At 69.9% G+C, this 26,462-nt stretch carries 28 protein-coding genes and 1 pseudogene; 16 read left to right on the forward strand and 13 right to left on the reverse strand.

The genetic code is table 11. The annotated features are described in order from the left end of the window. Positions 1–94 precede the first annotated feature (94 nt). Positions 95–1,396, forward strand: a complete 1,302-nt coding sequence (locus ABZX79_RS00870; RefSeq protein WP_355250050.1) for a GAF domain-containing protein — start codon at positions 95–97, stop codon at positions 1,394–1,396. 37 nt (positions 1,397–1,433) lie between these two features. On the opposite strand, the gene ABZX79_RS00875 is transcribed toward ABZX79_RS00870, so the two are convergent. From ABZX79_RS00875 to ABZX79_RS00885, 3 genes and pseudogenes are all read right to left on the reverse strand, one after another. After that, a complete protein-coding gene (locus tag ABZX79_RS00875) occupies positions 1,434–1,583 on the reverse strand; it encodes a hypothetical protein (RefSeq protein WP_355250087.1) in 150 nt (49 codons plus the stop codon). 31 nt (positions 1,584–1,614) lie between these two features. Then, positions 1,615–1,872 (reverse strand): annotated as a pseudogene (locus tag ABZX79_RS00880) (hypothetical protein); the annotation flags it as partial. Between the two features lie 157 nt (positions 1,873–2,029). Then, on the reverse strand, positions 2,030–3,067 hold the full coding sequence (locus ABZX79_RS00885; protein WP_355249689.1) for a M4 family metallopeptidase: 1,038 nt from the start codon (positions 3,065–3,067) through the stop codon (positions 2,030–2,032). A 107-nt stretch (positions 3,068–3,174) separates the two neighbouring features. Between ABZX79_RS00885 and ABZX79_RS00890 the strand changes: the two genes are divergently transcribed. The 14 genes from ABZX79_RS00890 to ABZX79_RS00955 all read left to right on the forward strand — a co-directional run bounded on the left by ABZX79_RS00890 (position 3,175) and on the right by ABZX79_RS00955 (position 15,077). After that, entirely contained in the window at positions 3,175–3,744 is a 570-nt protein-coding gene (locus ABZX79_RS00890; RefSeq protein WP_355249690.1) for a GNAT family N-acetyltransferase, read from the forward strand. Positions 3,745–3,855: 111 nt separating this feature from the next. Further along, entirely contained in the window at positions 3,856–3,939 is an 84-nt protein-coding gene (locus ABZX79_RS00895) for a putative leader peptide (protein ID WP_355250053.1), read from the forward strand. A gap of 195 nt (positions 3,940–4,134) precedes the next feature. Then, positions 4,135–5,832 (forward strand): nitrite/sulfite reductase, encoded by a 1,698-nt coding sequence (locus ABZX79_RS00900; RefSeq protein ID WP_355249691.1) that lies wholly within the window; start codon positions 4,135–4,137, stop codon positions 5,830–5,832. Continuing rightward, a complete protein-coding gene (locus ABZX79_RS00905; protein ID WP_355249692.1) occupies positions 5,829–6,008 on the forward strand; it encodes a hypothetical protein in 180 nt (59 codons plus the stop codon). Before ABZX79_RS00900 ends, ABZX79_RS00905 begins: the two co-directional genes overlap by 4 nt. Then, a complete protein-coding gene (locus ABZX79_RS00910) occupies positions 6,005–6,700 on the forward strand; it encodes a phosphoadenylyl-sulfate reductase (protein ID WP_355249693.1) in 696 nt (231 codons plus the stop codon). Before ABZX79_RS00905 ends, ABZX79_RS00910 begins: the two co-directional genes overlap by 4 nt. Then, complete coding sequence (cysC, locus tag ABZX79_RS00915; protein ID WP_355249694.1) at positions 6,682–7,266, forward strand: adenylyl-sulfate kinase; 585 nt, start codon at positions 6,682–6,684, stop codon at positions 7,264–7,266. The genes ABZX79_RS00910 and cysC overlap by 19 nt, the downstream gene beginning before the upstream one ends. Next, positions 7,263–8,201 (forward strand): sulfate adenylyltransferase subunit CysD, encoded by a 939-nt coding sequence (gene cysD / locus ABZX79_RS00920; RefSeq protein ID WP_355249695.1) that lies wholly within the window; start codon positions 7,263–7,265, stop codon positions 8,199–8,201. The genes cysC and cysD overlap by 4 nt, the downstream gene beginning before the upstream one ends. A gap of 2 nt (positions 8,202–8,203) precedes the next feature. Continuing rightward, positions 8,204–9,556 (forward strand): GTP-binding protein, encoded by a 1,353-nt coding sequence (locus tag ABZX79_RS00925; protein ID WP_355249696.1) that lies wholly within the window; start codon positions 8,204–8,206, stop codon positions 9,554–9,556. 222 nt (positions 9,557–9,778) lie between these two features. Further along, the gene (locus ABZX79_RS00930; protein WP_355249697.1) at positions 9,779–10,891 is read left to right on the forward strand and encodes an aliphatic sulfonate ABC transporter substrate-binding protein; all 1,113 of its coding nucleotides are present in this window, start codon (positions 9,779–9,781) and stop codon (positions 10,889–10,891) included. Positions 10,892–10,951: 60 nt separating this feature from the next. Continuing rightward, complete coding sequence (locus ABZX79_RS00935) at positions 10,952–11,749, forward strand: ABC transporter ATP-binding protein (RefSeq protein WP_215133795.1); 798 nt, start codon at positions 10,952–10,954, stop codon at positions 11,747–11,749. Further along, entirely contained in the window at positions 11,736–12,635 is a 900-nt protein-coding gene (locus ABZX79_RS00940; RefSeq protein WP_355249698.1) for an ABC transporter permease, read from the forward strand. The genes ABZX79_RS00935 and ABZX79_RS00940 overlap by 14 nt, the downstream gene beginning before the upstream one ends. Positions 12,636–12,641: 6 nt before the next feature. Next, positions 12,642–13,415, forward strand: a complete 774-nt coding sequence (locus ABZX79_RS00945) for a sirohydrochlorin chelatase (RefSeq protein WP_355249699.1) — start codon at positions 12,642–12,644, stop codon at positions 13,413–13,415. Positions 13,416–13,608: 193 nt separating this feature from the next. After that, positions 13,609–14,394 (forward strand): aldo/keto reductase, encoded by a 786-nt coding sequence (locus tag ABZX79_RS00950; RefSeq protein ID WP_355249700.1) that lies wholly within the window; start codon positions 13,609–13,611, stop codon positions 14,392–14,394. Further along, positions 14,391–15,077: an ATP-binding cassette domain-containing protein gene (locus ABZX79_RS00955; protein ID WP_355249701.1), complete on the forward strand. Its 687-nt coding sequence runs from the start codon at positions 14,391–14,393 to the stop codon at positions 15,075–15,077. Before ABZX79_RS00950 ends, ABZX79_RS00955 begins: the two co-directional genes overlap by 4 nt. On the opposite strand, the gene ABZX79_RS00960 is transcribed toward ABZX79_RS00955, so the two are convergent. The 7 genes from ABZX79_RS00960 to ABZX79_RS00990 all read right to left on the reverse strand — a co-directional run bounded on the left by ABZX79_RS00960 (position 15,058) and on the right by ABZX79_RS00990 (position 21,889). Next, complete coding sequence (locus ABZX79_RS00960) at positions 15,058–15,465, reverse strand: nuclear transport factor 2 family protein (RefSeq protein WP_355249702.1); 408 nt, start codon at positions 15,463–15,465, stop codon at positions 15,058–15,060. The genes ABZX79_RS00955 and ABZX79_RS00960 overlap by 20 nt on opposite strands. Beyond that, positions 15,458–16,018 carry a DUF1697 domain-containing protein gene (locus ABZX79_RS00965; RefSeq protein ID WP_355249703.1) on the reverse strand — a complete coding sequence of 187 codons (561 nt, stop codon included), beginning with the start codon at positions 16,016–16,018 and terminating at the stop codon, positions 15,458–15,460. The genes ABZX79_RS00960 and ABZX79_RS00965 overlap by 8 nt, the downstream gene beginning before the upstream one ends. A 77-nt stretch (positions 16,019–16,095) precedes the next feature. Continuing rightward, positions 16,096–17,295, reverse strand: coding sequence for a S8 family peptidase (locus ABZX79_RS00970; protein ID WP_355249704.1), 1,200 nt, complete (start codon positions 17,293–17,295; stop codon positions 16,096–16,098). 219 nt (positions 17,296–17,514) lie between these two features. Beyond that, a complete protein-coding gene (gene mgt / locus ABZX79_RS00975; protein ID WP_355249705.1) occupies positions 17,515–18,717 on the reverse strand; it encodes a macrolide-inactivating glycosyltransferase in 1,203 nt (400 codons plus the stop codon). Between the two features lie 90 nt (positions 18,718–18,807). After that, positions 18,808–20,115: an extracellular solute-binding protein gene (locus ABZX79_RS00980; protein ID WP_355249706.1), complete on the reverse strand. Its 1,308-nt coding sequence runs from the start codon at positions 20,113–20,115 to the stop codon at positions 18,808–18,810. Next, positions 20,115–20,951 carry a carbohydrate ABC transporter permease gene (locus ABZX79_RS00985; protein WP_355249707.1) on the reverse strand — a complete coding sequence of 279 codons (837 nt, stop codon included), beginning with the start codon at positions 20,949–20,951 and terminating at the stop codon, positions 20,115–20,117. The genes ABZX79_RS00980 and ABZX79_RS00985 overlap by 1 nt, the downstream gene beginning before the upstream one ends. Further along, complete coding sequence (locus ABZX79_RS00990) at positions 20,948–21,889, reverse strand: sugar ABC transporter permease (RefSeq protein WP_355249708.1); 942 nt, start codon at positions 21,887–21,889, stop codon at positions 20,948–20,950. Before ABZX79_RS00990 ends, ABZX79_RS00985 begins: the two co-directional genes overlap by 4 nt. Before the next feature lie 98 nt (positions 21,890–21,987). Here ABZX79_RS00990 and ABZX79_RS00995 point away from each other — a divergent pair, with 98 nt between their 5' ends. Next, positions 21,988–22,851 (forward strand): aminoglycoside phosphotransferase family protein, encoded by an 864-nt coding sequence (locus ABZX79_RS00995; RefSeq protein WP_355249709.1) that lies wholly within the window; start codon positions 21,988–21,990, stop codon positions 22,849–22,851. A 43-nt stretch (positions 22,852–22,894) separates the two neighbouring features. Here ABZX79_RS00995 and ABZX79_RS01000 read toward each other — a convergent pair whose 3' ends face one another. The 3 genes from ABZX79_RS01000 to ABZX79_RS01010 all read right to left on the reverse strand — a co-directional run bounded on the left by ABZX79_RS01000 (position 22,895) and on the right by ABZX79_RS01010 (position 26,384). Further along, on the reverse strand, positions 22,895–23,617 hold the full coding sequence (locus tag ABZX79_RS01000; RefSeq protein WP_355249710.1) for a 3'-5' exonuclease: 723 nt from the start codon (positions 23,615–23,617) through the stop codon (positions 22,895–22,897). 90 nt (positions 23,618–23,707) lie between these two features. Next, entirely contained in the window at positions 23,708–24,952 is a 1,245-nt protein-coding gene (locus tag ABZX79_RS01005; RefSeq protein WP_355249711.1) for an SAV2148 family HEPN domain-containing protein, read from the reverse strand. A 112-nt stretch (positions 24,953–25,064) separates the two neighbouring features. Further along, complete coding sequence (locus ABZX79_RS01010) at positions 25,065–26,384, reverse strand: copper amine oxidase (protein WP_355249712.1); 1,320 nt, start codon at positions 26,382–26,384, stop codon at positions 25,065–25,067. Positions 26,385–26,462 lie beyond the last annotated feature (78 nt).

A 26,462-nucleotide genomic window follows, 5' to 3' on the forward strand; every position in this document is an offset into this window, starting at 1 on the left:
CGAGGGCGCGGCACCATGGGCAGGATGAGGAAATGACCTCACACCAAGTGACCCTCACGTGAGTTACGGGGTACGCCCAGTGAAGCCAGTGAAGATCGACCCTCTCGTCCCCATCGGCCTGTCACGTCTGAACGCCCTGCACAGCGCCGATTCGGCCCGGCTGCTGGCCCGGGTACGGGAAACCGCCCTCGCCGGCGGGGCCCCACGCAGGGCGCCGCGTCCTGTCATCGACGCGTCCTGGCAGCGCGTGATGCGGATCGGGATCGACCCGGACCACAGCACCAGCAGCGACCTCCTGCCGGCCGGCGAGCTGGAGCACCGGCGCCGGGCGACCGCGCTCGGCGAGCTGCTGCCCTCGCTCAGCCAGGGGCTGGTCGCGGTCGTCCAGGCGTCGCAGCAGATCATGGTGGTGACGGATGAAGAGGGCCGGGTGCTGTGGCGCGACGGCGACCGGGGGGTGATGCGCAAGGCCGACGGGATCTGTCTGGAGGCGGGCGCGGCCTGGAGCGAGGACACGACAGGCACGAACGGCATCGGTACGGCGCTGGAGCTGCGCAAGCCCGTGCAGGTGCACTCCGCGGAGCACTTCGTCCGTACGCTCCACAACTGGACGTGCGCGGCCGCGCCCGTGCACGATCCGCGGGACGGGCGGCTGCTGGGTGTCATAGACGTGAGCGGGGCGGACTCGACATTCCACCCGGCGACGCTCGCCCTGGTGGAATCGGTGGCCAGGCTGGCCGAGGCCGAGCTGCGCGACCGGCACCTCAGGTCCGTCGAGCGCCTGCGGTCGGTGGCGGCCCCGGTCCTGTGCCGGGTGGGCGGCCGGGCGCTCGCGGTCGACGCGCACGGCTGGCTCGCGGCGGTGACCGGGATGCCGCCGGTCGACCGGCTTCCGCTGCCCAAGTCGTTCCGGGCGGGCCGCAGATGGCTGCCGTCGCTGGGGATGTGCGCGGTGGAGCCGCTGCCGGGCGGGTGGCTGGTGCGGGTGGAGGAGGCGGCGCAGGCGCTCGACGGCGCGGTGAGCCGGGTCGTACTGGACGTGAGCAGCCGACGGCGTTCCTCGGTGACCGTCTCGGGGCCGGCCGGGCGCTGGACCCATGAGCTCAGCCCTCGGCACGCGGAGTTGCTGTACGTGCTGAGTGTGCACCGGGAGGGGCGGAGCGCGGCCGAGCTGGCGGCGGATCTGTTCGGCGACCGGACGCGGAGCGTGACGGTACGGGCGGAAATGTCCCGCCTGCGGCGCCACTTGGCCCAAGTCCTGGCGCACCGCCCGTACCGCTTCGTGGATGAGGTGGAGGTAGAGGTGCTGCCTCCGCCTCATCCGGCGGACCTGCTGCCGCACTCGACGGCCCCGGCCATCACGGCGGCGCGCCGACCGTGGCTCCCGGGCCAGTAGTGGCCCCGGCGGGGTGCCGCCGCCCGTGTGGGTGTGCTCAGTAGGTCACGGTGACGGCCTCGGTCTCGCCCGACTCGGTGCCGTCCGCGAAGAGGACGCTGACGCGGTAGTACACCGTGGTGGCGGCCGGCAGGGTGCGGTCGTACCAGCTCCAGGAGGTGGAGTCGCCCTTGGGCTCGGTGCCCATCAGCTCGAACGTCTCGGTCTGCGGGTTCCAGCGGCCCGCCGGAGCCGAAGTCGCGGGTCACGGACCAGCGGACGCCGAAGTTGTCGGCGGACATGCCGCTGGAGCGCGGTGCGCCCGGTGCGCCGGTGCCCCCGTTCTCGTCGATCACGGAGTCACAGTCCGTGGCCTTGGGGGTCCCGGAGAAAGTGGTGTTCGCGTAGAACGTCCGCTTGAAGACGGGTGACGCGCAGGTCACGGCGGCGGAGGCGGGGGTGGCCGCGGTGAGCAGGCCGCCCGCGGTGGCGAGCACGACGGCGCTGGCGGTGGCGACCGTTGTGCCTCTGGGTCGGTTCTGCGTTCCTTCAGTCTTGATCGTCTGCGGCGGAATGTGACCGCCGACGATCAAGACTTACGAGGAACGCGCTTGGTTGTACTCCCGGAAATACTTCCGGAAACTCCGATTCCGCCTAGATCCCCGGTATCTCCCGGGCCCGGAACGCGTCCCGTACGACACCCTCCGCACCCGCGCCGTACATCGTCCGCGCCGTCGCGATCGTCGTGAGGGCCGCGTCCGTGAAGCTCGTGTCCGGCGCGAAGCCGAACTGCGCGTTCACGATGATCCGGTCCGCCGTGCGCGCACCGAGCTCCGACCGGATGTCAAAGAGCGCGCGGGACCAGATCTGCCCGTCCGCGTGCACCTGCCCGACCCGGTCGCCGTAGACCTTGCTGCCGTCCACCCGGCGCAGGCAGTGCGGCGTGGTCGACGTGTACGACACCGCGTCCCAGTCCGCGACGCACGCCACGTCCGCCTTGAGCGGCCAGCCGTACTTCGCCGCCGCGTGCGCGCCCACCGTCACCGCGAGGTAGTCGCCGAACGCCTCGCCGATCGCGCCGGCCTCCACCGACGTCCCGAAGCCCGGCACCTGCGCGTGGTGCACGGCGTGCCCGTACTCGTGCATGACCACCTCGGCGTCCTCGGCGTCGTCGACACCGCCCTTCCCGAAGCGGATCTCCGCCTTCTTGTCCGTGAAGAAGGAGTTGTCCGAGCCCCACTGGTTGATACGGACCGGCTGAGCCCGGTCATTCGCGCCGGGCAGCTCGCTGCCGAAGCCCAGCCCCCGGAGGTACTCCTGCGACTCATTGACCCAGAAGTAGGCCATGACCTGCTCGAACTGGTCGTCGTGACGGTCGTACGTACCCGCTTCCGCGATCTTCGCCGAGGCGCCGGTATCCGATCTCACGTGTGCCCACCTGCCGGACAGCCCGCCGCTCGCGTCAAGGTTGCGCAGCGTGGCCGTGGCGTAGGCGGAAGAGGGGACAGCGTCGGCCGAGTCCTTCGCGTCGGTCAGCGACTGGTCGTTCGAGGACTGGACCGGATTGACCATGAAGAGCCGGGCCTGCGGGCCGGCCGAGGCCCCGGCGGGGGCGGTCAGCGTGGCCAGGGTGGTGAGGGCCGCGGTGAGGGTGGCCGCGGCGAGCAGGCCGCGGTGTGTGCGACGGGACATGGAACATCCTTCTGCCAAGGGATGCGGGGGGGTGGCGTGGCGCGGGCGTGATCATCCCGTACGCGCCCGGCTTTGGCCAGGGCCCGGACACATGGTTCGCTTGCCGCATGCGCACCATCACCGTGACCACCTGGTCGCTGGAACAGACCTCGCCCGACGACCTGCGCCCCTCCGCCGCGCCGCCGGGCGACATCCGGATCGTGCGGGCGGAGATCCCCTCCCCCGAGTTCAGCCGCTTCCTCTACACAGCGGTGGGCGGTGACATCCAGTGGACCGACCGGCTCGGCCTGACGTACGAGCAGTGGCAGGCGGTCCTGGACCGGCCCGGGGTCGAGACGTGGGTCGCGTACGTCAACGGCACTCCGGCGGGGTACGTGGAGCTGGACCCGCAGGACGAGGGCGTCGTGGAGATCATGTACTTCGGTCTGATCCCGGCCTTCCGGGGGCGGCGCATCGGCGGGCACCTGCTGTCCTACGGGGTCGCGCGCGCGTGGGATCTCGCTGAGCGGTGGCCGGACCGGCCGGACACGAAGCGGGTGTGGCTGCATACGTGCAGCAAGGACGGGCCGCACGCGATGGACAACTACCTGCGCCGCGGGTTCCGTCTCTTCGAGACGAAGACCGCCGAGGAAGAGGACGTGGAGACGGCCGGACCGTGGGCCGGCGCGCACGTCTGAACCGACATCCAGAAAGTGACCGGCGACACATCGTCTCGCGATTCGAGACAGAGTTGTCCACATTGTGGGCGGTGGTGGACTGGCCGGAGATCCCCATGACACGCTTCCGTCATGTCTTCAGCTGGAGTTGCCTTGGTGAGTCGGCGGCACGTCGACCTCGGCCGCATGTCCAGCGCCATCTGTCCGGTGGGCTGACAGCACAGCACCACTGAACTTTCATAGCCGTCCCCGCCGTCGCGGACGAGCCGGCCACCCCGATACGCACGTGATCTCCGCCCACCCGGCGGAGCACTCCGATGTGTCGTGTCCGACCGTCTTTTCGCTGGTCACAGGGGGCGGTCGGCGCGATCCCGCCACTCCTTGAGCCGCCAGAGAAGGACGAACACAACCATGGCCGCCACGCCGGAAAAGCCCGCTGCCGTCACGCCCCGCCGCAAGGCCGGACGCCACCGTGGCGAGGGTCAGTGGGCCGTAGGTCACTTCACCCCCCTCAATGGCAATGAGCAGTTCAAGAAGGACGACGACGGTCTCAATGTGCGGACACGCATTGAGACGATCTACTCCAAGCGGGGATTCGACTCGATCGACCCCAATGACCTCCGTGGCCGTATGCGCTGGTGGGGTCTTTACACCCAGCGCAAGCCCGGGATCGACGGCGGCAAGACCGCGATCCTGGAGCCGGAGGAGCTGGACGACGAGTACTTCATGCTGCGCGTGCGCATCGACGGCGGGCGGCTGACCACCGAGCAGCTGCGCGTCATCGGTGAGATCTCGCAGGAGTTCGCGCGCGGGACGGCCGACCTCACCGACCGGCAGAACGTCCAGTACCACTGGATCCGGATCGAGGACGTACCGGAGATCTGGCGTCGGCTCGAAGAGGTCGGGCTTTCGACGACCGAGGCGTGTGGTGACACGCCGCGTGTCATCCTCGGCTCTCCCGTCGCCGGTATCGCCGAGAACGAGATCATCGACGGCTCCCCCGCCATCGACGAGATCCAGCGCCGCTTCATCGGCAACCCGGACTTCTCGAACCTGCCCCGCAAGTTCAAGTCCGCGGTTTCCGGATCGCCGCAGCTCGACGTCGCGCACGAGATCAACGACATCGCCTTTGTCGGCGTCAACCACCCCGAGCACGGCCCCGGCTTCGACCTCTGGGTCGGCGGCGGGCTCTCCACCAACCCGAAGCTCGGTGTCCGCCTCGGCGCCTGGGTGCCGCTCGACGAGGTGCCGGACGTCTACGGCGGCGTCATCGGCATCTTCCGCGACTACGGCTACCGCCGCCTGCGCACCCGTGCCCGTTTGAAGTTCCTCGTCGCCGACTGGGGCCCGGAGAAGTTCCGCCAGATCCTGGAAGACGAATATCTCAAGTACAAGCTGGTCGACGGCCCCGCGCCGTCCCAGCCCACCGGCACCTGGCGCGACCACCTCGGCGTGCACAAGCAGAAGGACGGCCGCTTCTACGTCGGCTTCGCCCCGCGCGTCGGCCGCGTGGACGGCGCCACGCTGGTGAAGATCGCCGACCTGGCCGGCGCGCACGGCTCGGGCCGGCTGCGTACGACCGCCGAGCAGAAGATGATCGTGCTCGACGTGGAGGAAGCTCAGGTCGAGTCGCTCGTCGCCGGGCTGGAGGCGCTGGACCTGCGGGTCACGCCCTCTCCCTTCCGGCGCGGCACGATGGCCTGCACCGGCATCGAGTTCTGCAAGCTCGCGATCGTCGAGACGAAGGCGCGCGGCGCGTCGCTCATCGACGAGCTGGAGCGGCGCATCCCGGAGTTCGACGAGCCCATCACGATCAACATCAACGGCTGCCCGAACGCCTGCGCCCGTATCCAGGTCGCGGACATCGGTCTCAAGGGGCAGCTGGTCCTCGACGACGCAGGCAACCAGGTCGAGGGCTTCCAGGTGCACCTCGGCGGCGCGCTCGGTCTGGAGGCCGGTTTCGGCCGCAAGGTCCGTGGGCTGAAGGTCACCTCCGCCGAGCTGCCCGACTACGTCGAGCGCGTCCTGCTCCGCTTCCAGGAGCAGCGAGAGACCGGCGAGCGCTTCGCGACCTGGGCCGCGCGGGCAAGCGACGGAGACCTGTCATGAGCGAGCGCGCGGCGCCCTTCTACTGCCCGTACTGCGGCGACGAGGACCTGCGGCCCAACGAGACCGGTCACGGCGCGTGGGAATGCGCGGCATGCAACCGCGCCTTCCAGTTGAAGTTCCTCGGGCTCCTCGCCCGTGGGACTGCGCGCAACGACGTTGGAGGGGACGAGATATGACCACGGTTCAGGAAGATCTCAAGTCACTGGCGGAAAAAGCCGGGCGGGACCTCGAAGAGGCCTCCGCCCTGGACATCCTCAAGTGGGCCGCCGGCACCTTCGGTGACCGTTTCTGCGTGACCTCCTCCATGGAGGACGCCGTCGTCGCCCACCTCGCCTCCCGCGCCAAGCCCGGCGTGGACGTCGTCTTCCTCGACACCGGCTACCACTTCCCGGAGACCATCGGGACGCGGGACGCCGTCGAGGCCGTCATGGACGTCAACGTCATCACCCTCCTGCCCTGGCAGTCCGTCGAGGAGCAGGACGCCGAGTACGGTCCGAAGCTTCACGACCGCGACCCCGACCTGTGCTGCGCCCTGCGCAAGGTCAAGCCCCTCGAAGACGGGCTGAAGGGCTACAGCGCCTGGGCGACCGGCCTGCGCCGCGACGAGTCCCCGACCCGGGCGAACACCCCGGTCGTCGGGTGGGACGAGAAGCGCCAGAAGGTCAAGATCTCGCCGATCGCCCGCTGGACGCAGGAGGACGTCGAGGCGTACGTCGCCGAGCACGGCGTCCTCACGAACCCGCTGCTGATGGACGGTTACGCGTCCGTGGGCTGCGCGCCCTGCACCCGCAGGGTCGAGGAGGGCGAGGACGCCCGCGCCGGCCGCTGGGCCGGGCGCAACAAGACCGAATGCGGGCTGCACGGCTGATGACGAGCAACGATCAGGAGCAGGAGAAAGACGTGACTGGGGCCACCATCTGGCTCACGGGTCTGCCGAGCGCCGGCAAGACCACCATCGCCTACGAGCTGGCCGGACGGCTGAAGGCCGAAGGCCGCCGTGTCCAGGTGCTGGACGGTGATGAGATCCGCGAGTTCCTCTCGGCGGGCCTCGGCTTCAGCCGCGAGGACCGGCACACCAACGTCCAGCGGATCGGTTACGTCGCCGAGCTGCTCGCCCGTAACGGCGTGCTGGCCCTGGCACCCGTCATCGCGCCGTACGCCGACAGCCGCGAGGCCGTCCGCAAGCGCCACCAGAGTGAGGGCACCGCGTACCTGGAGGTGCACGTCGCCACGCCGGTGGACGTGTGCTCCGTACGCGATGTGAAGGGTCTGTACGCCAAGCAGGCGGCCGGCGAGATTTCCGGGCTCACCGGGGTCGACGACCCCTACGAGGCACCGGAGTCGCCCGACCTGCGGATCGAGTCGCACCAGCAGACCGTGCAGGAGTCCGCAGCCGCGTTGCACGCGCTGCTCACCGAGAGGGGTCTGGCATGACGACGACCGCCGCAACTGCCGCAGAGGGCGTCGACAGCCCGTACGCGCTCAGCCACCTGGACGCCCTGGAGTCCGAGGCCGTCCACATCTTCCGCGAGGTGGCGGGTGAGTTCGAGCGGCCGGTGATTCTCTTCTCCGGCGGCAAGGACTCGATCGTCATGCTGCACCTGGCGCTGAAGGCGTTCGCGCCCGCGCCGGTTCCCTTCACGCTGCTGCACGTCGACACCGGGCACAACTTCCCGGAGGTGCTGGAGTACCGCGACCGCACCGTCGCCGAGCACGGACTGCGGCTGCATGTCGCGTCCGTACAGGAGTACATCGACGCCGGGAAGCTGCGCGAGCGTCCCGACGGCACGCGCAACCCTCTCCAGACCGTTCCGCTGACCGAGGCCATCCAGCAGCACCGCTTCGACGCGGTGTTCGGCGGCGGGCGGCGCGACGAGGAGAAGGCGCGCGCCAAGGAGCGGGTCTTCTCGCTGCGCGACGAGTTCTCCGCGTGGGACCCGCGCCGCCAGCGCCCCGAGCTGTGGCAGCTCTACAACGGCCGCCACGCGCCGGGCGAGCACGTGCGCGTGTTCCCGCTGTCCAACTGGACCGAGCTCGACGTGTGGCAGTACATCGCCCGCGAGAAGATCGAACTCCCGGCCATCTACTTCGCCCACGAGCGCGAGGTCTTCGCCCGTAACGGCATGTGGCTGACGGCGGGCGAGTGGGGCGGCCCGAAGGAGTCGGAGAAGGTCGAGACGCGGCTGATCCGCTACCGGACCGTCGGCGACATGTCCTGCACCGGCGCCGTCGACTCCGACGCCACGACGCTCGACGCCGTGATCACCGAGATCGCCGCTTCCCGGCTCACCGAGCGGGGCGCGACCCGCGCCGACGACAAGATGTCCGAGGCCGCGATGGAAGACCGCAAGCGCGAGGGGTACTTCTAAACATGACCACCACCACAGGCACCGGGCTGACCGAGCAGTTGTCGGCCACCACCCTGCTGCGCTTCGCGACGGCCGGCTCCGTCGACGACGGCAAGTCCACCCTCGTGGGCCGGCTGCTGCACGACTCGAAGTCGATCCTCACCGACCAGCTGGAGGCCGTCGAGGCGGCGTCCCTCAAGCGCGGTCAGGAGGCGCCCGACCTGGCGCTGCTGACGGACGGCCTGCGCGCCGAGCGCGAGCAGGGCATCACCATCGACGTCGCGTACCGCTACTTCGCCACCACGCGCCGCCGGTTCATCCTGGCCGACACCCCCGGGCATGTGCAGTACACCCGGAACATGGTGACGGGCGCTTCGACCGCCGAGCTGGCCGTGGTCCTCGTCGACGCCCGCAACGGTGTCGTCGAGCAGACCCGCCGGCACGCGGCGGTCGCGGCGCTGCTGCGCGTCCCGCACGTCGTGCTGGCCGTCAACAAGATGGACCTCGTCGAGTACGCCGAGCCCGTCTTCGCCGCCATCGCCGAGGAGTTCACGGCGTACGCCGCTTCGCTCGGTGTCCCGGAGATCACCGCGATCCCGATCTCGGCGCTGGCCGGTGACAACGTGGTGGAGCCCTCCGCCAACATGGACTGGTACGGCGGCCCGACGGTGCTGGAGCACCTGGAGACGGTCCCGGTCAGCCACGACCTGGCGAGCTGCAAGGCCCGCTTCCCGGTCCAGTACGTCATCCGCCCGCAGACCGCCGAGCACCCCGACTACCGGGGTTACGCCGGCCAGATCGCGTCCGGAGCGCTGCGTGTGGGCGAGGCCGTGACGGTCCTCCCGTCCGGTCGTACGTCGACGATCAGCGGCATCGACGCGCTGGGCGAGGCGGTCGACATCGCGTGGGCGCCGCAGTCGGTGACGGTCACGCTCGCCGACGACCTGGACATCTCGCGCGGTGACCTGATCGCGCCGAGCGGTTCCGCGCCGGCCACCACGCAGGACGTCGAGGCGACCGTCTGCCACGTGGCGGACCAGCCGCTGACGGTCGGCCAGCGGGTGTTGCTCAAGCACACCACCCGTACGGTCAAGGCGATCGTCAAGGAGATCCCGTCGCGGCTGACGCTGGACGACCTGTCTCAGCATCCGGACCCGGGTCAGCTCGTCGCCAACGACATCGGCCGCGTGAAGGTCCGTACGGCCGAACCGCTCGCGCTCGACGCGTACCGCGACTCGCGCCGCACCGGATCGTTCCTGCTGATCGACCCGGCGGACGGTACGACGCTGGCGGCCGGCATGGCGGGCGACTCGTTCGCCGCCGAGACCGTGCAGGCCGTGGACGCTGCGGCGGACGACGAGGGCTGGGACTTCTGATCATGACCGTTGATGTCTACGCGACGTTCTCGAAAGAGGGCGGCCGCATCGGCAGCGGCACCGTCGGCGCGGGCACGGGCGGAGTCGCGCGATGTGCCCGATGACGTACGCGCACCGCTTGCGCGCCCTGCCGCCGTACCGACGAAGACCTGCCGACTTCCCGGGCACACCCCGCTCCACGCGAGGGGTGTGACGCCGGGCCACCCGAGAGGAACACCTCCCGTGCCAGCCCCACGTACCACCTTTCGCCGCAGCCTCGCCGCTGCCGCCGCCCTGCCGCTGCTGATCGGCGCGCTCGGCGCCTGCGGTTACGGCTCGCAGGCCAAAAAGGACGACAGCGTCGTACCGGCTGCCAAGGGCGCGAAGACCGGCGGGCTCGACGAGGTACGGATCGGCTACTTCCCCAACGTCACGCACGCCACGGCACTGGTCGGGCTCCAGAAGGGCCTGTTCCAGAAGGAGCTCGGCGGCACGCAGGTCAAGCAGCAGCCCTTCAACGCGGGCCCCTCGGCGATCGAGGCCCTCAACGCCGGTGCCATCGACATCAGCTGGATCGGGCCCTCCCCGGCGATCAACGGCTTCACCCAGTCGGACGGCCAGAACCTGAAGATCATCTCGGGCTCGGCCTCCGGCGGTGTCTCGCTCGTCGGCAACCCCGAGAAGATCAAGTCCCTGGACGACCTCAAGGGCAAGCGCATCGCGACCCCGCAGCTCGCCAACACCCAGGACGTGGCGCTGCTGAACTACCTGTCGGAGAAGGGCCTGAAGGTCGACGCCAGCACCGGCAAGGGCGACGTCACCGTCGTCCGCCAGGACAACAAGGAGATTCCGGGCTCCTTCGAGTCCGGGGCGCTGGACGGTGCCTGGGTGCCGGAGCCCACCGCGTCCAAGCTGGTCGCGGGCGGCGGAAAGGTACTGCTCGACGAGAAGAAGCTGTGGAAGGACGGCAAGTTCGTCATCACGAACGTGATCGTCTCCCAGAAGTTCCTCAAGGAGCACCCGGACGTCGTCGAGGCGGTGCTGCGCGGCTCGGTGAAGAGCAACGCGTGGATCAAGGCCAACCCGGACGAGGCGAAGGCCGCGGTCAACGCGAAGCTGAAGGCCGACTCCGGCAAGGAGTTGCCCGCCGAGGTGCTCGATCCGGCGTTCAAGAACGTCGAGACGACCGATGACCCGCTGGCGACGACGCTGCGGGACGAGGCCGGCCACGCGGTCAAGGCCGGTCTTCTCAAGGACCCGCTGCTCGACGGCATCTACGACCTGACGCTCCTCAACAAGGTGCTGAAGGCCGAGAAGCGTCCGGCCGTCGAGGACGCCGGACTCGGCACCAAGTAACCGCGGCACCAAGTAACCGTCCTTCCCGCCCAACCGGAACGCCCTCAGGAGGTGAGGCTCATGGCCACCACACTCGACGTCAAGCAGGCCGCCGCGCCCGCAGACACGGTGCCGTACGCCGCACGGATCGACCACGTGTCGAAGTCGTTCGGCCGGCCCGGCGCCCAGCAGCTCGTGCTGGACGACATCAGCATCGATGTCGCGCCCGGCGAGTTCGTGACCCTGCTGGGGGCTTCCGGCTGCGGCAAGTCGACGCTGCTCAACCTGGTCGCCGGACTCGACAAGCCCTCCGCGGGCGCCATCGACGTACCCGGTGGCCGGCCCGCCCTGATGTTCCAGGAGCACGCGCTCTTCCCGTGGCTGACGGCCGGGAAGAACATCGAACTCGCCCTCAAGATGCGGGGCATGGCGAAGCCGGAGCGGCGCGGCGAGGCCGAGCGGCTGCTCCAGCTCGTGCGTCTTGGCGGGGCGTACGGGAAGCGGGTGCACGAGCTGTCGGGCGGTATGCGCCAGCGCGTCGCCCTGGCGCGGGCGCTCGCGCAGGACAGCAAGCTGCTGCTGATGGACGAGCCGTTCGCGGCACTGGACGCCATCACCCGCGACGTACTGCACGAGGAACTGACCCGCATCTGGTCCGAGACCAGCGTCTCGGTCCTCTTCGTCACCCACAACGTCCGCGAGGCCGTCCGCCTCGCCGAGCGCGTGGTGCTGCTGTCGTCCCGTCCCGGACGCATCGCGCGCGAGTGGAAGGTCGGCATCCCGCAGCCGCGCCGGATCGAGGATTCCGCGGTCGCCGACCTGTCCGTAGAGATCACTGAACAGCTGCGGGGGGAGATCCGCCGACATGGCCAGCACTGATACGAGGGACGCGAGTCCCAGCCCGAAGAACGACCTCGCCGGTCTTGAGGCCGGCCTGGACGCACTGGAGACGAAGCACTCGGCGGAGCGGGTCGGCCTCGGGCGGATCCTGCTGTCCAAGGTGGTGCCGCCGCTGGTGGCCATCGCCCTGGTCATCACGCTGTGGCAGCTCGCGGCGGCCTCCGACCTCAAGCCGGACTACGTCCTGCCGAGCCCGCTGGACGTATGGGCCTCCATCGAGAAGATGTGGCTCGAGGGCACTCTGCTCGGCTACATCTGGACCAGCATCTCGCGCGGCGCCCTCGGCTTCGCGGTCTCGGTCGCCATCGGTACGCCGCTCGGTCTGCTGGTGGCCCGGGTGAAGGTGGTGCGGGCGGCGATCGGCCCGATCCTGTCCGGTCTCCAGTCCCTCCCCTCGGTGGCCTGGGTGCCGGCGGCGATCATCTGGTTCGGGCTGACCGACGCGACGATCTACGCGGTGGTGCTGCTGGGCGCCGTACCGTCGATCGCGAACGGTCTCGTCGCCGGTGTCGACCAGATCCCGCCGCTGTACCTGCGGGCGGGCCGCACCATCGGGGCGACCGGCATCAACGGCATACGGCATGTGCTGCTGCCCGCGGCACTGCCGGGCTACCTGGCGGGGCTGAAGCAGGGGTGGGCGTTCTCGTGGCGCTCGCTGATGGCAGCCGAGCTGATCGCCAACTCGCCGGATCTCGGCACGGGTCTCGGACAGCTGATGGAGAACTTCCGTACCTTCAGCGACATGTCCGGTGTGCTCGCCACGATCATCCTGATCCTCGTGGTCGGCATCGGCATCGACCTGCTGTTCTTCTCCCCGCTGGAGCGCCGCGTGCTGCGCAGCCGTGGCCTGCTGACCAAGGGCTGATTCGCCATGTTGTTGTCGTCCCGACGTCCGGTTCTCCTCGTCATAGCCCACGGCAGCCGCGATCCGCGGCACGCCGCGACCGTGCACGCCCTGGTGGAGCGGGTGCGGTCGCTGCGGCCGGGGCTGCGCGTGGAGACCGGCTTCCTGGACTTCAACGCGCCGGCGGTTCCGCAGGTGCTGGAGCGCCTGGCGTCGGAGGGCGTGGAGGACGTGGTGGCGCTCCCCCTCCTCCTGACCCGCGCGTTCCACGCGAAGGCCGACATCCCCGCCGTACTGCACGAGGCGTCGGCGCGGTTGCCGCGGCTGCGGATCCACCAGGCGGAGGTCCTGGGCCCGTCGCCGCTGCTGCTCGGTGCTTTGGAGCGGCGACTGTACGAAGCCGGGCTCACGCCCGGTGACAAGAGCTCGACCGGGGTCGTCCTGGCCTCGGCGGGCTCCACAGACCCGGAGGCGATCGCAGTGATCGCTGAAATTGCGCGGGAGCTGCGGTACACCGGTTGGTGCGCCGTGCGGCCTGCGTTCGCCTCCGCATCTCTGCCCCGCACGGAGGACGCGGTGCGGTCCTTGCGGACGGCGGCCGGGGTACGGCGGGTAGCCGTGGCCCCGTACGTCATCGCTCCCGGCTTCCTCCCGGACCGGATCGCGCGCGGGGCGCGGGAATCCGGCGCGGAGGTGCTGGGGGAGGTGCTGGGCGCTTCACCGGAGGTGGCCCATGTGCTGCTGGCCCGCTACGACGAGGCACGGGTACCGGTGCGCCTGGCGGCGGCGGTCAGCGCGTAGGGGCGACGCCCCGGTGCCTGCCCTGCGGGGCTTTTCCCCACCCCGCCCCTTCCCGCTGAGACACTTTGCGGCTGCCGCCGCGTGGGGGGGCGAGCCCCAGCCCCCGAACGCCCTCCGGGCGTGTCCTGGGCGTGCGTGCGAGCCTCCCGCACCCCGCACTTTGTGTGCAGGGTGCACGGAGTAGCGTGCGTACATGATCTCGGACACTTTCACGATCGGTGGGGACCTTCCCGTACGCCGCCTCGGCTTCGGTACGGCCCAGCTGACCGGGCCCGGTTACTGGGGCCCGCGCGGCGAGCGTGCGGACGCGGTCGCGGTGCTGCGGCGTGCGGTCGAGCGCGGTGTCACGCTTATCGACACGGCCGACAACTACGGCCCGGGGCTGGCGGAAGAGCTCGTCGCCGACGCGCTTCACCCCTACCCCGACGGGCTCGTCGTCGCGACGAAGGGCGGGGTGGTCCGTACGAGCGCCGACGCCTGGCACATCGCGGGGCGGCCCGAGGACCTGCGGGCCATGTGCGACGCGAGCCTGCGGCGGCTGCGGGTCGAGACCATCGACCTGTATCAGCTGCACCGGCTCGATCCGGACGTACCGATGGCCGAACAGCTCGGCGCGCTCGACGAGTTGCGCGCGGCGGGCAAGATCCGGCACATCGGCCTGGACTCCGTCAGCGCCGGGCAGTTGGAGGAGGCGCTGGCGATGACGGAGATCGCGTCCGTACAGAACCGCTTCAACCTGGTGGACCGGTCTTCCGAGGACGTTCTGGAGTTGTGCGAAGCGCGCGGCATCGCGTTCTTGCCCTGGTTCCCGCTGGGCAACGGGGAGTTGAGGGGTCGTGGGCAGCTCGCGCTGGCCTGGCTGCTGCACCGCTCGCCGGTGCTGTGCCCGACGCCGGGCACGGGGTCGCTCGTACACCTGGAGGAGAACCTGGACTCGGCGGAGCTGCGGCTGAGCGCGGAGGAGATGGCGGAGCTGTGAGCACGGTCGTGATCGAGGCGGACCGGGTCGATGTCGTCCGGGACGGAAATCTGCTGCTGGACTCCGTCTCGCTGACCGTACGCAGCGGTGAACACTGGGCGCTGCTCGGCGCGAACGGCGCGGGCAAGAGCACCCTGCTGGGTCTGCTCGGTGCCGTCTCGCATCCGACGCGCGGCACGGTCGAGGTGCTGGGGCGGGAGCTGGGGCGGGTTGACCTGCGGGAGTTGCGGACGTACCTCGGTCATGTCAATCCGCGCCATCCGCTGCGCTCGCCGCTGCGGGTGCGGGACGTCGTACTGACGGGGCTCACCAACTCCGTCGAGCCGGTGCCGCGTCGGGCGACGGACGCCGAGGACCTGAATCGGGCCGACCGGCTGCTGGGGATGCTCGGGATGGGCGGCAAGGGCGACGCCCGCGAGCAGCTGCTCAGTAGCCTGGACGCGCTGCGCCGCGAGCATCCCGAGCTAGCGACGATCCTCGTCACGCACCACCTGGAGGAGCTCCCCGCGACTACGACGCACGCGATGCTGTTGCGCGGCGGCCGGTGTCTCGGGTCGGGACGGGCGGACGAGGTACTGACGACGGACCGGGTCAGCGAGTGTTTCGACCACCCGGTGCGGATCGCCCGTACGGAAGGCCGGTGGACCGCACGGGCGGAGCGGGTCATGGCGCCTGCGGCGTGACGCCGGGGCCGGGGTCGGCGCCCTCTTCTTCCTCTTCGTACGGCGTGCCCTGGTGGAAGTAGAGCAGCCAGCCCCGGTCCGTCAGGCGCCACAGCGAACTGCGGTGGGCGCGGCGGCCCTTGCTCTCCGTGTCGAAGGTCAGCTGGACCAGGTCCGGCGCGAGTCGTACGCCCGTCATCCGCGTGGTGGTGATCGGGCGGGCCTTCGGGGCGGACTCGTCGGTGAGGGCCGCGATGACCGAATCGCGGTCCCAGCGGCGGCCCGACGCGCCGAATTCGCGGAACTCGGGATGGAGGAGCTCGGCGAGGAGTCCGGGACTGTTGCGGACGGCCGGGTCGAGCAGGCGCAGTTCGTTCTCGATGGCGGCTTCGACGGCGTCGTCAGTCACGGGTCATCTCCACGAGTTTGGTGACCGTGTTCCAGTTGCGGGTGGTCCCGGCGACCCCCTTGAGGAGGGCCGGTCGCGCGAGTACCTCGGCGAGCTTGGAGCGGCCGAGGCCGTCCGGTGTGCGGAGGTAGAGGGCGCGGTCACCGAGGCGGAATTCCTCGGGCAGGTACGCCGCCGGGTCGATGGACGCGAACCGGTCGGGGGCGACGGGCCGCGAGAGGTAGGTGACGTGCAGCTGCTTGGCCTCCAGCTCGGCGGCCGGGAAGGGGCAGGCGTCGGCGACGGCCTTCAGATAGGCGCCGCTGCGGACCAGGCAGTCGACGGTGAACCCGAAGTGGGTCTCGATGGCCTGCTCCAGGGCCGCGGCGAGTGCGTCCTCGGCTGCGGCCGATGCGTCCACGTCGGTGGTGAAGACGGCGTTGCCGCTCTGGAGGTACGTACGGACATCCCGGTGGCCCAGTTCGGTCAGCAGCGCCCGGAGCTCCGCCATGGGCACCTTCTTGTGCCCGCTCACATTGATTCCGCGCAGCAGGGCGGCGTACGTCGTGGTCATGCGCCAAACGATAGGCGGCCGCCGCACCCCGTGGGGGAGGGCACGGCGACCGCCCGTTCAGTGCTGGGCGCGAGTTCCTACTCGACAACCTTCAGCAGCTTGTTCGGGGTGCCCTGACTCGGGTTGCTGATCTTGTCGGGGGTGGCCCCGCCGGTCAGCGCCGTCGCGACGGCTTCCGGGGTGGCGTCCTTGTGGCCCGCGAGGTAGACCGCGGCGGCGCCCACGACGTGCGGGGCCGCCATCGACGTACCGGAGATGGTCTTGGTGCCGTTGTCGCTGTCGTTCCAGGAGGAGGTGATGTCGGAGCCCGGCGCGTAGATGTCCACGACCGCGCCGAAGTTGGAGAAGTCGGACTGCGCGTCGTCCTTGGTGCTGGAGGCGACGGTGATGGCCTCCTTCACCCGGGCCGGGGAGCCCTGGCCGGCGTCGGCGGACTCGTTGCCCGCCGCGACACCGTAGGTGACGCCGGAGGCGATGGACTTGCGTACGGCCTCGTCGAGCGCCTCGTCGGCGCCGCCGCCGAGGCTCATGTTGGCGACGGAGGGGCCCTGGTGGTTCTTGGTGACCCAGTCGATGCCGGCGACGACGCCCTCGGTGGTGCCGGAGCCGTTGTCGTCGAGGACGCGGACCGCGACGATCTTCGCCTTCTTGGCGACACCGTGCGCGGCGCCCGCGATGGTTCCGGCGACGTGCGTGCCGTGGCCGTTGCCGTCGTCGGCGGAGTCGTCGTTGTCGACGGCGTCGAAGCCGTGGGCGGCGCGGCCCTCGAAGTCCTTGTGCGAGATGCGGACCCCGGTGTCGATGACGTACGCCGTGACGCCCTCGCCCGCGCTGTCCGGGTAGGTGTACTTGCTGTCGCCGGCGGTGTCGGCCTGGTCGACGCGGTCGATGCCCCAGGACGGCGGCTTGTCCTGCGTGGCGTTGATCGAGAACTTCTTGTTCTGGACGACCTTGGCGACGGACGGGTCGGCGGCGAGGCGCTTGGCCTCGGTCTCGGTCAGTCCGCTGGCGGAGAAGCCGTTGATGGCGGAGCTGTAGTTGCGCTGCAGCTTGCCGCCGTACTCCGTGGCCAGGTCCTGCTTGTCGGCCTTCTCGTCCAGCATCACGATGTAGCTGCCGGCGACGGCGCCCTTGGCGTCGGCCCCGTACACGTGCCCCTCGGCGACGGGAGCGGCTCCCGCGAAGGAGGAATTGAGTACGGTCACGCCGGCCGCGGCTGCTACGGCGGTTATCGCCGCGGTGAGCTTCAGGCGGCTGGAACGCTTATGAATTGCCATGAAGAGGGGTCTCCTCGTCAAAATGTGGGGGGATTTGCCTCCGGACCGGAAATTCTCCGGGGCTGCCTCGAAACCCTGACCGATTGACGCGCTCAGATCAAGACCTTCATACGCCTGTTACTTACTCAACAAGGGTTCGTAATAAGAAATTGGGTCAGAGCGCACCAAGTCGGTCGGCGTACTCGCGGCCGGAGCCAGATCAAGAAGACGGTGTCCCGGTCAACGGGCGGGCAGTTCGGCCTCGATGAGGTCGGCCGCTCGCGCGGTGCCGCCCTCGGACGCCATGGCGCGGCGGATGTCCCCGGCCCTGCGGGCCACCTCGGGATCCTCGACGAGGCCGAGGACGGCGGCGCGCAGCGCGTCGGCGGTGGCGGCCTCGGTGTCGATCCTGCGGGCGACGCCGAGCGAGACCAGCATGTCGGCGTTGCCGAACTGGTCGACGGCCTGCGGGACGGCGACCATCGGCGTGCCGGTGGCGAGGCCCTCCTGGCTGCCGCCGGCGCCCGCGTGCGTGATGAAGGCGTCGGCCTGCTTGAGGACGGCCAGTTGCGGCACCCAGTCGCGCACCTCGATGTTGGCAGGCACCTCGCCGAGCTCCGACTGGTCCACGAACTTGCCGATCTGGAGCACGACATGCCAGCCGGGCAGGTCACCGAAGGCCTTGACGCACTCCCGGTAAAAGGCCGGCAGCTTGGTGAACGCCGAACCCAGCGACACCAGCAGCACCTTGTGCGCGCCGGCCGGGCGCTGCCAGCCGCCCTGGTCCTCGCGGTCGCCCTGGCAGGCGCCGACGAAGGAATAGACGGACCGGTCCACGCGGTCGGCGTTCGGCTGGAGCACCTTGGGGATCAGGACGATGCTGCGGCGCGGGCGGCCCGCGAAGCGGTCGGGGTCGAGGTCGGGCATCCCGTTCTCGTCGAGCCAGGCGCGGAAGCGCGCGAAGTACGCCCGGCCGCGCTCGGACTGCTTGAGCTCGGCGAACATCGGCCCGGCGACCTCCTCCTCGTACCCCTCCCAGGCGACGAGGTTCGGGGAGAGCGAGACGGCGGGCACGCCCCAGCGGTGGGCGAGGACGGGCGCCGGGTAGGCGGTGATGTCGTGGATGACGAGGTCCGGTTCGTCGCCCTCGAACGCCTCGACGAGCTGCGGCAGGACCTGGATGGCGTCGTTGAGGAATGGCTCGATGTTGTCGATCAGCTCCGTGCCCCAGTCCTCCGGATTGTCCTCGGTGGGAAGCGTCGAGGTGTAGACGACCGGGTCGGCGCCGGTGACGGCGACCTTGCCGGCGAAGGAGGCGGGGATCGCGTACGAGACGCGGTGTCCCCGGGCGACGAGCTCCCGGATCACTTCGATGCTCGGGTTCACGTGCCCGGGGGCGGCGATGGAGAACATGGCGATGTGGGCACGCTGGCGTGAAGTCATGCCGCGACCCTAAGCGAGACGAGACGTCTCGTGCAATGCGATTTACTGGCGCACCCCGGCTTCGGCCACCCCCCTCACTCGGCGGACGGCTCAGCGCTGGTAGCGGGCCAGCACCAGGTTTCCGTCCTCGACCAGGCGTTTCTCCAGCTCGTCGGCGTCGATGGCGCCGCTGTAGTACTCCTGGTAGGCGGGGGTCGCCACCTTGTCCTTCCACTCGGGATAGCCGCGCACGGACTGAGCAGGGGCCGACACCAGGTGCTGGGCGAGTGCGGCGCCTGTCGCCCAGCCGTCCTTCTCTGCGCGCAAGGCCGGGTCCTTCAGGGCCCCGGTGCCGGTCGGGAGCATCCAGTCGCCCTTGGCGAGGCGCGCCATGTTGGCGGGCTGAAGAAAGAAATCGATGAACTCCATCGCCTCCTTCTTGTACGGGCTGTCCTCGGCGATCGAAAGCGTCTGGGGGCTCACTCCCTGCGCGGGGCCCTCGGCGCCGGCCGGGGCGGGCAGCACCTTCCACTCGAAGCCCTCGGGTGCCTGCTGGGCGATCTGCTGCCGGTAGGAGAAGCCGAGCGGCACCATGGCGTACTTGCCGCCGAAGAAGCCGGGCAGGGTGTCCGAGCCTCCCATGCCGAGGGTGGCCGCCGACGCGCTCTTGTCGGTGTTGACCTGGTCGTGGACGGTGCCGGGGACCACGGCGTCGCCCTCGGTGAAGCGCACTTCGGCCTTGCCGTCGGCGTCGCGGTGGAAGAGCTGACCGCCCGCCGAGACCCCGAGGTTGAGGGTGGCGGAGACGGGGTCCTTGAGGGGCCAGGCGACGCCGAACTTCCTTCCGTCGCCGCTGCCCTCGCTCAGTTTCTTGGTGATCCGGCGGAACTCCGGCCAGCTCCACGGCTTTTCGGAAGTCGGGATGCGTACGCCCGACTCCTTGAGAATCTTCGCGTTGGCGATCAGGACCCTCGGCTCCTGGAGGAACGGCACGCCGTACACCCCTTCGCCGAACGTCGTCGTGTCCCAGCTGCGCTGCGGGATGTCGCTCCTGAGCCGGGCGGGCAGCAGGTCGCGCAGGTCGGTGAGGTAGCCGCCGTACGCGAAGTCGGCCAGGTCGTCGGAGGCGTCGTGGATGATGTCGGGCGCCTCGCCGCCCTCGAAGGAGGTCAGCAGCTGGTCGTGGACGCTGTCCCAGCTGCCCTGGACGTATTCGACGCGTACGTCGGGGTGTGCGGCGTTCCACTCGTCGACGAGTTCCTTGTTGGCGTCGACGGACTCCTTCTGCCAGGCGAGGGACTGGAAGCGGAGTGTCACCTTCCCATCCGCGTCCCGGTCGCCGCCGTCGTCCGAGCAGCCGGTGAGGAGCAGCGACGCGAGCGCGGTGGCCGCGACCGCGAGCTGGGTGATACGTCGCATCACGCCTTCACCGCCCCGGCCATCATGCCGCCCGTGATCCGCCGCTGGATGAGGGCGAAGACGACGAGAGAGGGGAGGGTGGCGAGGAACGCGGCGGCGGCGAGCGGGCCGAGGTCGGCCACGCCCTCCGCGCCGAGGAAGTGGGTGAGCACGACCGGCAACGTCTGCATCGAAGGGGTCTTGAGGAGGACGAGCGCGAAGAAGAACTCGTTCCATGCGGTGATGAACGCGAACAGCGCGGTGGCGACGATGCCGGGGGCCAGGAGCGGGGCGGTGACCGAGACGAGCGTACGGAGCCTGCTCGCGCCGTCGACCGCGGCGGCCTCTTCCAGCTCGCGCGGTACGGCCCTGACGTAACCGACCAGCATCCAGAGCGCGAAGGGCAGGGACCACACGACGTACACCATGATCAGGCCCACCAGGGAGTTGATCAGGTGGAGGTTCTTCAGGATCAGGAAGAGCGGGATGATCACCAGGACGAACGGGAACGCCTGGCTGACCACGACCCATCCGGTGGCGGCGGAGAGTTTGTTGCGGTGGCGGGCCATGACGTAGGCCATCGGGGTCGCGATGACGACCGCGATCAGGGCTGCCGAGAGCGCGGCCGTGAGGCTGTTGAGCGCGGCTTCCAGCAGGGGCTGTTCGTCGAAGGCCTGGCGGAAGTTGTCGAGGGTCGGGTTGTCCGGGATCCAGGTGGGGTGCAGGGAGCCGAGCTCGCGCGGCGGCTTGAAGGCCGTCGAGATCAGCCAGAGGAAGGGGAAGGCGAGAAAGACGAGGTAGCAGAGGAGCGCGAGGTACTGGCCGGTGCGCGCGGACCTGCTGGTGCGGGAGGTCACTGGTCGTCGCCTCCCTTCAGGCGGCCCACGAGGTAGAAGGCGAGCATCACCGAGATCACGGCGACCATGACGCAGCCCATGGCGGCGGCGTAACCGAACTGGCCGTAGCGGAAGGCCTGTTCGTACGCGAAGAGCATGGGCAGGCGGGTGCGGCCGCCGGGGCCGCCGTTGGTCAGGACGTAGACCAGGGCGAAGGAATTGAAGTTCCAGATAAAATTGAGCGCCGTGATGGCGAGGGCGACCGGCTTGATGGCGGGCCAGGTGACGGTACGGAAGCGGCGCCAAGCGCCGGCGCCGTCGAGGGCGGCCGCCTCGTGCAGCTCGTGCGGGGTGTTCTGGAGCCCGGCGAGCAGGGCGACCGTGGTCTGGGGCATGCCCGCCCAGATGCCGACGAGGATGACGGCGGGCAGGGCGGTGGCGAGGCCGGTCAGCCAGTCGCCTCCGTCGCCCAGGCCCAGGTCGCGGATGGTCTCGTTCAGAATCCCGGCGTCGGGGTTGTAGACGAGGCGCCACATGATGCCTACGACGACTTCGGGCATGGCCCAGGGGATGATCGCGAGCGCCCTGGCCAGCCAGCGGAAGCGGAGGTTCTGGTTGAGCAGGAGGGCGAGCCCGAGCGCCAGCAGGAACTGCGGCACGGTCACCCCCACCGCCCACAGCAGGCCGATGCGGAACGAGTCCCAGAACAGCGTGTCGTGCAGCAGGTCCTGGAAGTTCAGCAGCCCGATCCACTGGGTGGGTGTGGTGCGGCCCGACTGGGAGTCGGTGAAGGCGAGGGCTATGCCGTAGAGCAGCGGGCCCACGCTGAGGATCAGGATCGGGATCAGCGCGGGCAGCACCAAGAACCAGGCGCCGTGGTCCGCACCACTGCGGGGACTTCTGCCGGAACTTCTGCCGGAACTTCTGCCTGACCGCGCCTTTGCGGTCTCTAATGTCACAGATTCCACTCCTTCGGGCGACTCGGAAGCCCCCGTCATCGTGCTGACGGGTCGTCGGTTCGTCAACCCCACCTGCGGGAATGCGAGAATCTGTGCTCATGGACGAGACACGAGCACGCGGGGTTCTGGCCACCGCCGGACTCCCCGCCTCCCCCTCCGACGCGATGCTCCTGGCGCTGGGCGAGAACGCGGTGTTCGGGGCCGGCGACCTCGTGGTCAAGGTCGGCCGCCGCGACCCGGAGCTGGTGGCGCGGGCCCAGCGCGAACTGGCCGTCGCGACCTGGCTCGCCTCTTCGGGCGTCCCCGCTGTACGGGCCGCCGAGCCGAAGCCCCGCGTGGTGGACGGCCACCCGGTGACCGTGTGGCACCGGCTGCCCGAGTCCGTACGCCCCGCGGGCGCCCAGGACCTGGCGGAGCTGCTGCGCCTCGTTCACGCCCTGCCCGCCCCCTCGTTCCCCCTCCCCCGGCGTGAACTGCTCGGCGGGGTGGAACGGTGGCTGCGGCTCGCGGGCGACGCGATCGACCCGGCCGACGCGGCGTATCTGCGTGAGCGGCGCGACGGCTTCGCCGCTGCGGCGGCCGCGCTCACCCCGCGCCTGCCGCAGGGGCCGATCCACGGCGACGCGCTGCCCCGCAACGTCCACGTCGGCCCCGAAGGCCCGGTCCTGGTCGACCTGGAGACCTTCGCCGCCGATTTCCGCGAGCACGACCTGGTGGTCATGGCCCTCTCGCGCGACCGCTACGGTCTGGACGCCGAGGCGTACGACGCGTTCACCTCGGCGTACGGCTGGGACGTACGCGAATGGTCCGGCTGCGCGGTGCTGCGCGGCGCCCGGGAGACGGCCAGCTGCGCCTGGGTGGCGCAGCACGCCCCGTCCAACCCGGCGGCTGCGGCCGAGTTCCGCCGACGGGTGGCGTCCCTGCGCGACGGCGACCCGGAGGTCCGCTGGTACCCGTTCTGAGGAGCCGCGGTACGAGGAGCCGCGATCGGGCGGCCGCAGGGCCTCAGAGCGCTACCGGGGTCAGCTCGCGCAGCGGCCAGCGCGGATCGATGACCGCGTCCGGGGTGCCCTTTTTGCGGAGGAATTCCTGGAAGTTGGCGGCCCAGTCGGCGTACCACTGGATCTGCTTGTCGTGCAGGTCGGCAGGGGCCAGCGCGGCGATCGACGGATGGCGTTCGGCTATCGCACGGGCGACCCTGACCGCGGCGAGGGCGTCGGCCGATGCTTCGTGGGCGCCGTCCAGGACCACGCCGTACTCGACGCAGACCGCTTCCAGCGTCCGCTTGCCCCTGCGGTAGCGGTCGACGGCGCGGTCGATCGTGTACGGATCGATGACCGGGCCGATGCCCGCGCCGTCGCGCCGCTCACTCAGCGACGGCAGCCCGTGCCTGCTCAACTCGGCCGCGAGCAGGGTCAGGTCGAAGGCCGCGTTGTACGCGACGACGGGCACCCCCTGCTCCCAGTAGCCGGTGAGCGTCTGAGCGATCTCTTCGACGACCTCGCGGGCGGGCCTGCCCTCCGCACCGGCCCGCTCGCTGCTGATGCCGTGAATCGCCGACGCCTGCGCCGGAATGCGGATGCCCGGGTCGGCCAGCCAGTCACGCTGGCGGACCACTGTGCCGTCCTTCACGCCGACGATCGACGCCGTGACGATCCGGGACTCCAGCGGCTCCGTGCCGGTCGTCTCCAGGTCGAATCCGACCAGCGGTTCCCCGTGCCATCCCATCCTGGGACCTCCTTCATGATGCTCCCCCGGAAGCTCCCCGGTGGAAAACCACCCTCGCACGCACCACTGACAACGCCGGGTCAGGGACGTTCAGGAGACCGGTCGGGAGTCCGCCCACACGGCTTCGAATTCCTCCCGATACGTATCAAAAAGGCCGTGTTCGCCATCCTGCCCGCCTTGTCCGTGCCGGACCACGCCGCGCCTGCCGCCCCGCAGCACCAGCACCGGCGCCTCCATGCCGCGCGCCTTGCGCAGATACGTCTGGACGACGGCGAGCCCGTCCGAGCCGTCCCCGTCCACGAGGTACGCCGTGAAGCGCGGCGTCTCGTCGAAGACCTGGATCTGGAACGCCCCCGGGTCACGGAGTTTGGAACGCACCCGCCGCATGTGGAGGATGTTCATCTCCACCGAGCGGCTCAATTCACCCTTCTTCAGCCCGAGTTCGCGCTCGCGCCGTTTGACCGCACTGCTCGCCGGGTTCAGGAAGAGCAGGCGTATCCGGCAGCCGGACTCGGCCAGCCGCACCAGCCGCCGGCCGGAGAAGTTCTGGACGAGGAGGTTCAGGCCTATGCCGATCGCGTCGAGCCGCCGCGCGCCGCCGAAGAGGTCCTCGGCGGGCAGCTGGCGCTGGAGTCGCACCCGGTCCGGGTGGACGCTGACCACATCGGCGTACCGGTCCCCCACCAGATCCTCGACCGCGTCCACCTTGAGCCGGTCGGACGACGACACGCCGGTCCCGCTGCCCAGGATTTCGAGCAGCCGCGCGGACGCCCGTTCGGCCTGGGCCAGGACCGCCTCGGACAGCGCCCGGTTGCGTGAGACGACGTTACGGGTGACCTCCAGCTCGTCCAGGGCCAGCTCGACGTCGCGCCGGTCGTCGAAGTACGGCTCGAAGCACGGCCAGTGCTGCACCATGAGCTCGCGCAGCTGAGGCAGCGTGAGGAAGCTGATGACGTTGTCGTCGGCAGGGTCGAGCAGGTAGCCCTTCCGGCGGGACACCTCCCGTACCGCGACGGCGCGCTGCACCCACTCCTGGCCGGCGGGCCCGGCGGCCGCGACCACCCAGTCGTCCTCGCCGTGCACCGGCTCGTAAATGGGCCGGAGCACCCCGGCGACGACGGCGCGCAGCCGCTGCTCCACGAGGTTCAGCCAGATGTAGGCGCGCCCGGCCCGCTGAGCGCGCGTACGCACCTCGCTCCAGGCGTCCGCGCCCCAGTCCAGCTCCGCTCCGATCTCCATCGGCCGCGCAAGCGAGACCGCTCCGGGCGGGACGCCTGCGGAACCCCCCTCGTGACCTGCGTCACCGGGGGGCAGTTCCAGCCCTCCCGAGCTCACCCACGCACCGCCTTCAGCTCCTGGAAGCCCCGTCTTCAACGATCAAGGAAGGGTACTCCGGGAGCGGGAGGCGGTGCAGCCGGATCAGCAGGCTCCTTTCCCAACTCCCCTATCAGTAATGCCCGTTCTGTCCTGCGAGATCAGCCGGAGTGAGCGGATTCATAGCGGTTACGTCCCTGGGCGCGAGCTGGAAACCCTGCCAGTGGACCGGCATGGGCTGCTGGTCCTCGTCGCGGGCTATGTGGTGGAACCCGATGTTGACCCAGGTGACCGGGTTCTTGAGGTCCTCGCCGTTCACCCACTTGTCGACGCTCCTGGGCGCGTTCGCACTGCCGCAGCTGCTGATGTTGTTGCTCGCGAACTGTTCACACTTGCGGTAATTCGTGAAGTACACGTCGTGCTGGGTGAAGCTGCGTCCCGGGTGCTTGTTGGTGGCGCCGGGCACGATCTCGTACGAGCGCGCGTGCCCGTCCTTGTTCTTGCCGGTCGCGCTGACGACCCGCCACCACCGCATGTTCTTGGCGTCGCCCGCGAGCTCCTTGGCTATGGGGGTACGGGTGGTCTTGGTGGTGGGCTTGCCGTTGCCCGCCGGAGGGGTGACCTTCGAGTCGTACTGCTCGATCCGGTTCTTCGAGCTGCCGTCGAGACCGAAGTTCAGCCGCCAGAAGACATTGTGGCTGTGGCTGGTGGCGTAGTCGCGCGCACCCTTGCCGATCGGCCAGCCCCTGCCGTCGGTGGCGTCGTAGTCCTCCGGCGAGAGGCTGCCCGTGGCGCCGACGTTGGCGGATATGGTGCCGTCGGACGAGAAGCGCCACTCGGTGATGTACTCGTACCAGGACACCTTGTTGACGGTGTAGACGAGCAGGTCCTTGCCCTGGGCCTGCCAGACCTTGGTGCCTTCGTCGTTGGCGAGGCGGTACGCGTGTCCGCGCGCACGCGTGGTCGCGCACAGGCCCTTGACGTTGCCGGTCTCGGGGACCCGGACGGTCTTGATGGTGCCGCCGGGGCACTCGGTCGGCTTCAGGTCCTGGAGCCCCAGGCCGAAGTCGTAGTCGGTGAGGTCGTCGAACTCCGCCCCACCGTTGTCGTACGGCACGTGCACCTGTCCGAGCTTGCCGCTCGTCAGGACGCGGATCGGTTTGGGTTCGCCCTTGGGCTGGTACGACACCTTTTCCAGGACGAGGCCGGCGTACTTGTTGTAATTCCAGCACATGCGCCAGGTGGTGCCGCCGTCGAGCTTCTGCTCGATGCGGTACGCCGCGCTGCAGTCGGCCGGGGGCGGTGCGGGTGCCGCGGGTGCGGCGTTGGGTGCCGCCTTGGGTGCCGCGGTGGCCGCGGAACCGCCCGCCGCGGCGAGGCTGCCCATCAGGGCGGCGACCGCGAGGGTTGCCGCGGCCCGCTTGCGGGCACCAGAAGCTCTGTTGAGGTGCATGAGGATGAACTCCCTCGTACGGAAGTGCCGGAAGGGACTGAAGAGGATGAGACGGGCGTCGAGAGGGCCGGGAGGGTG

This window comes from Streptomyces sp. NPDC002994, assembly GCF_040611155.1.
GTDB lineage: Bacteria > Actinomycetota > Actinomycetes > Streptomycetales > Streptomycetaceae > Streptomyces.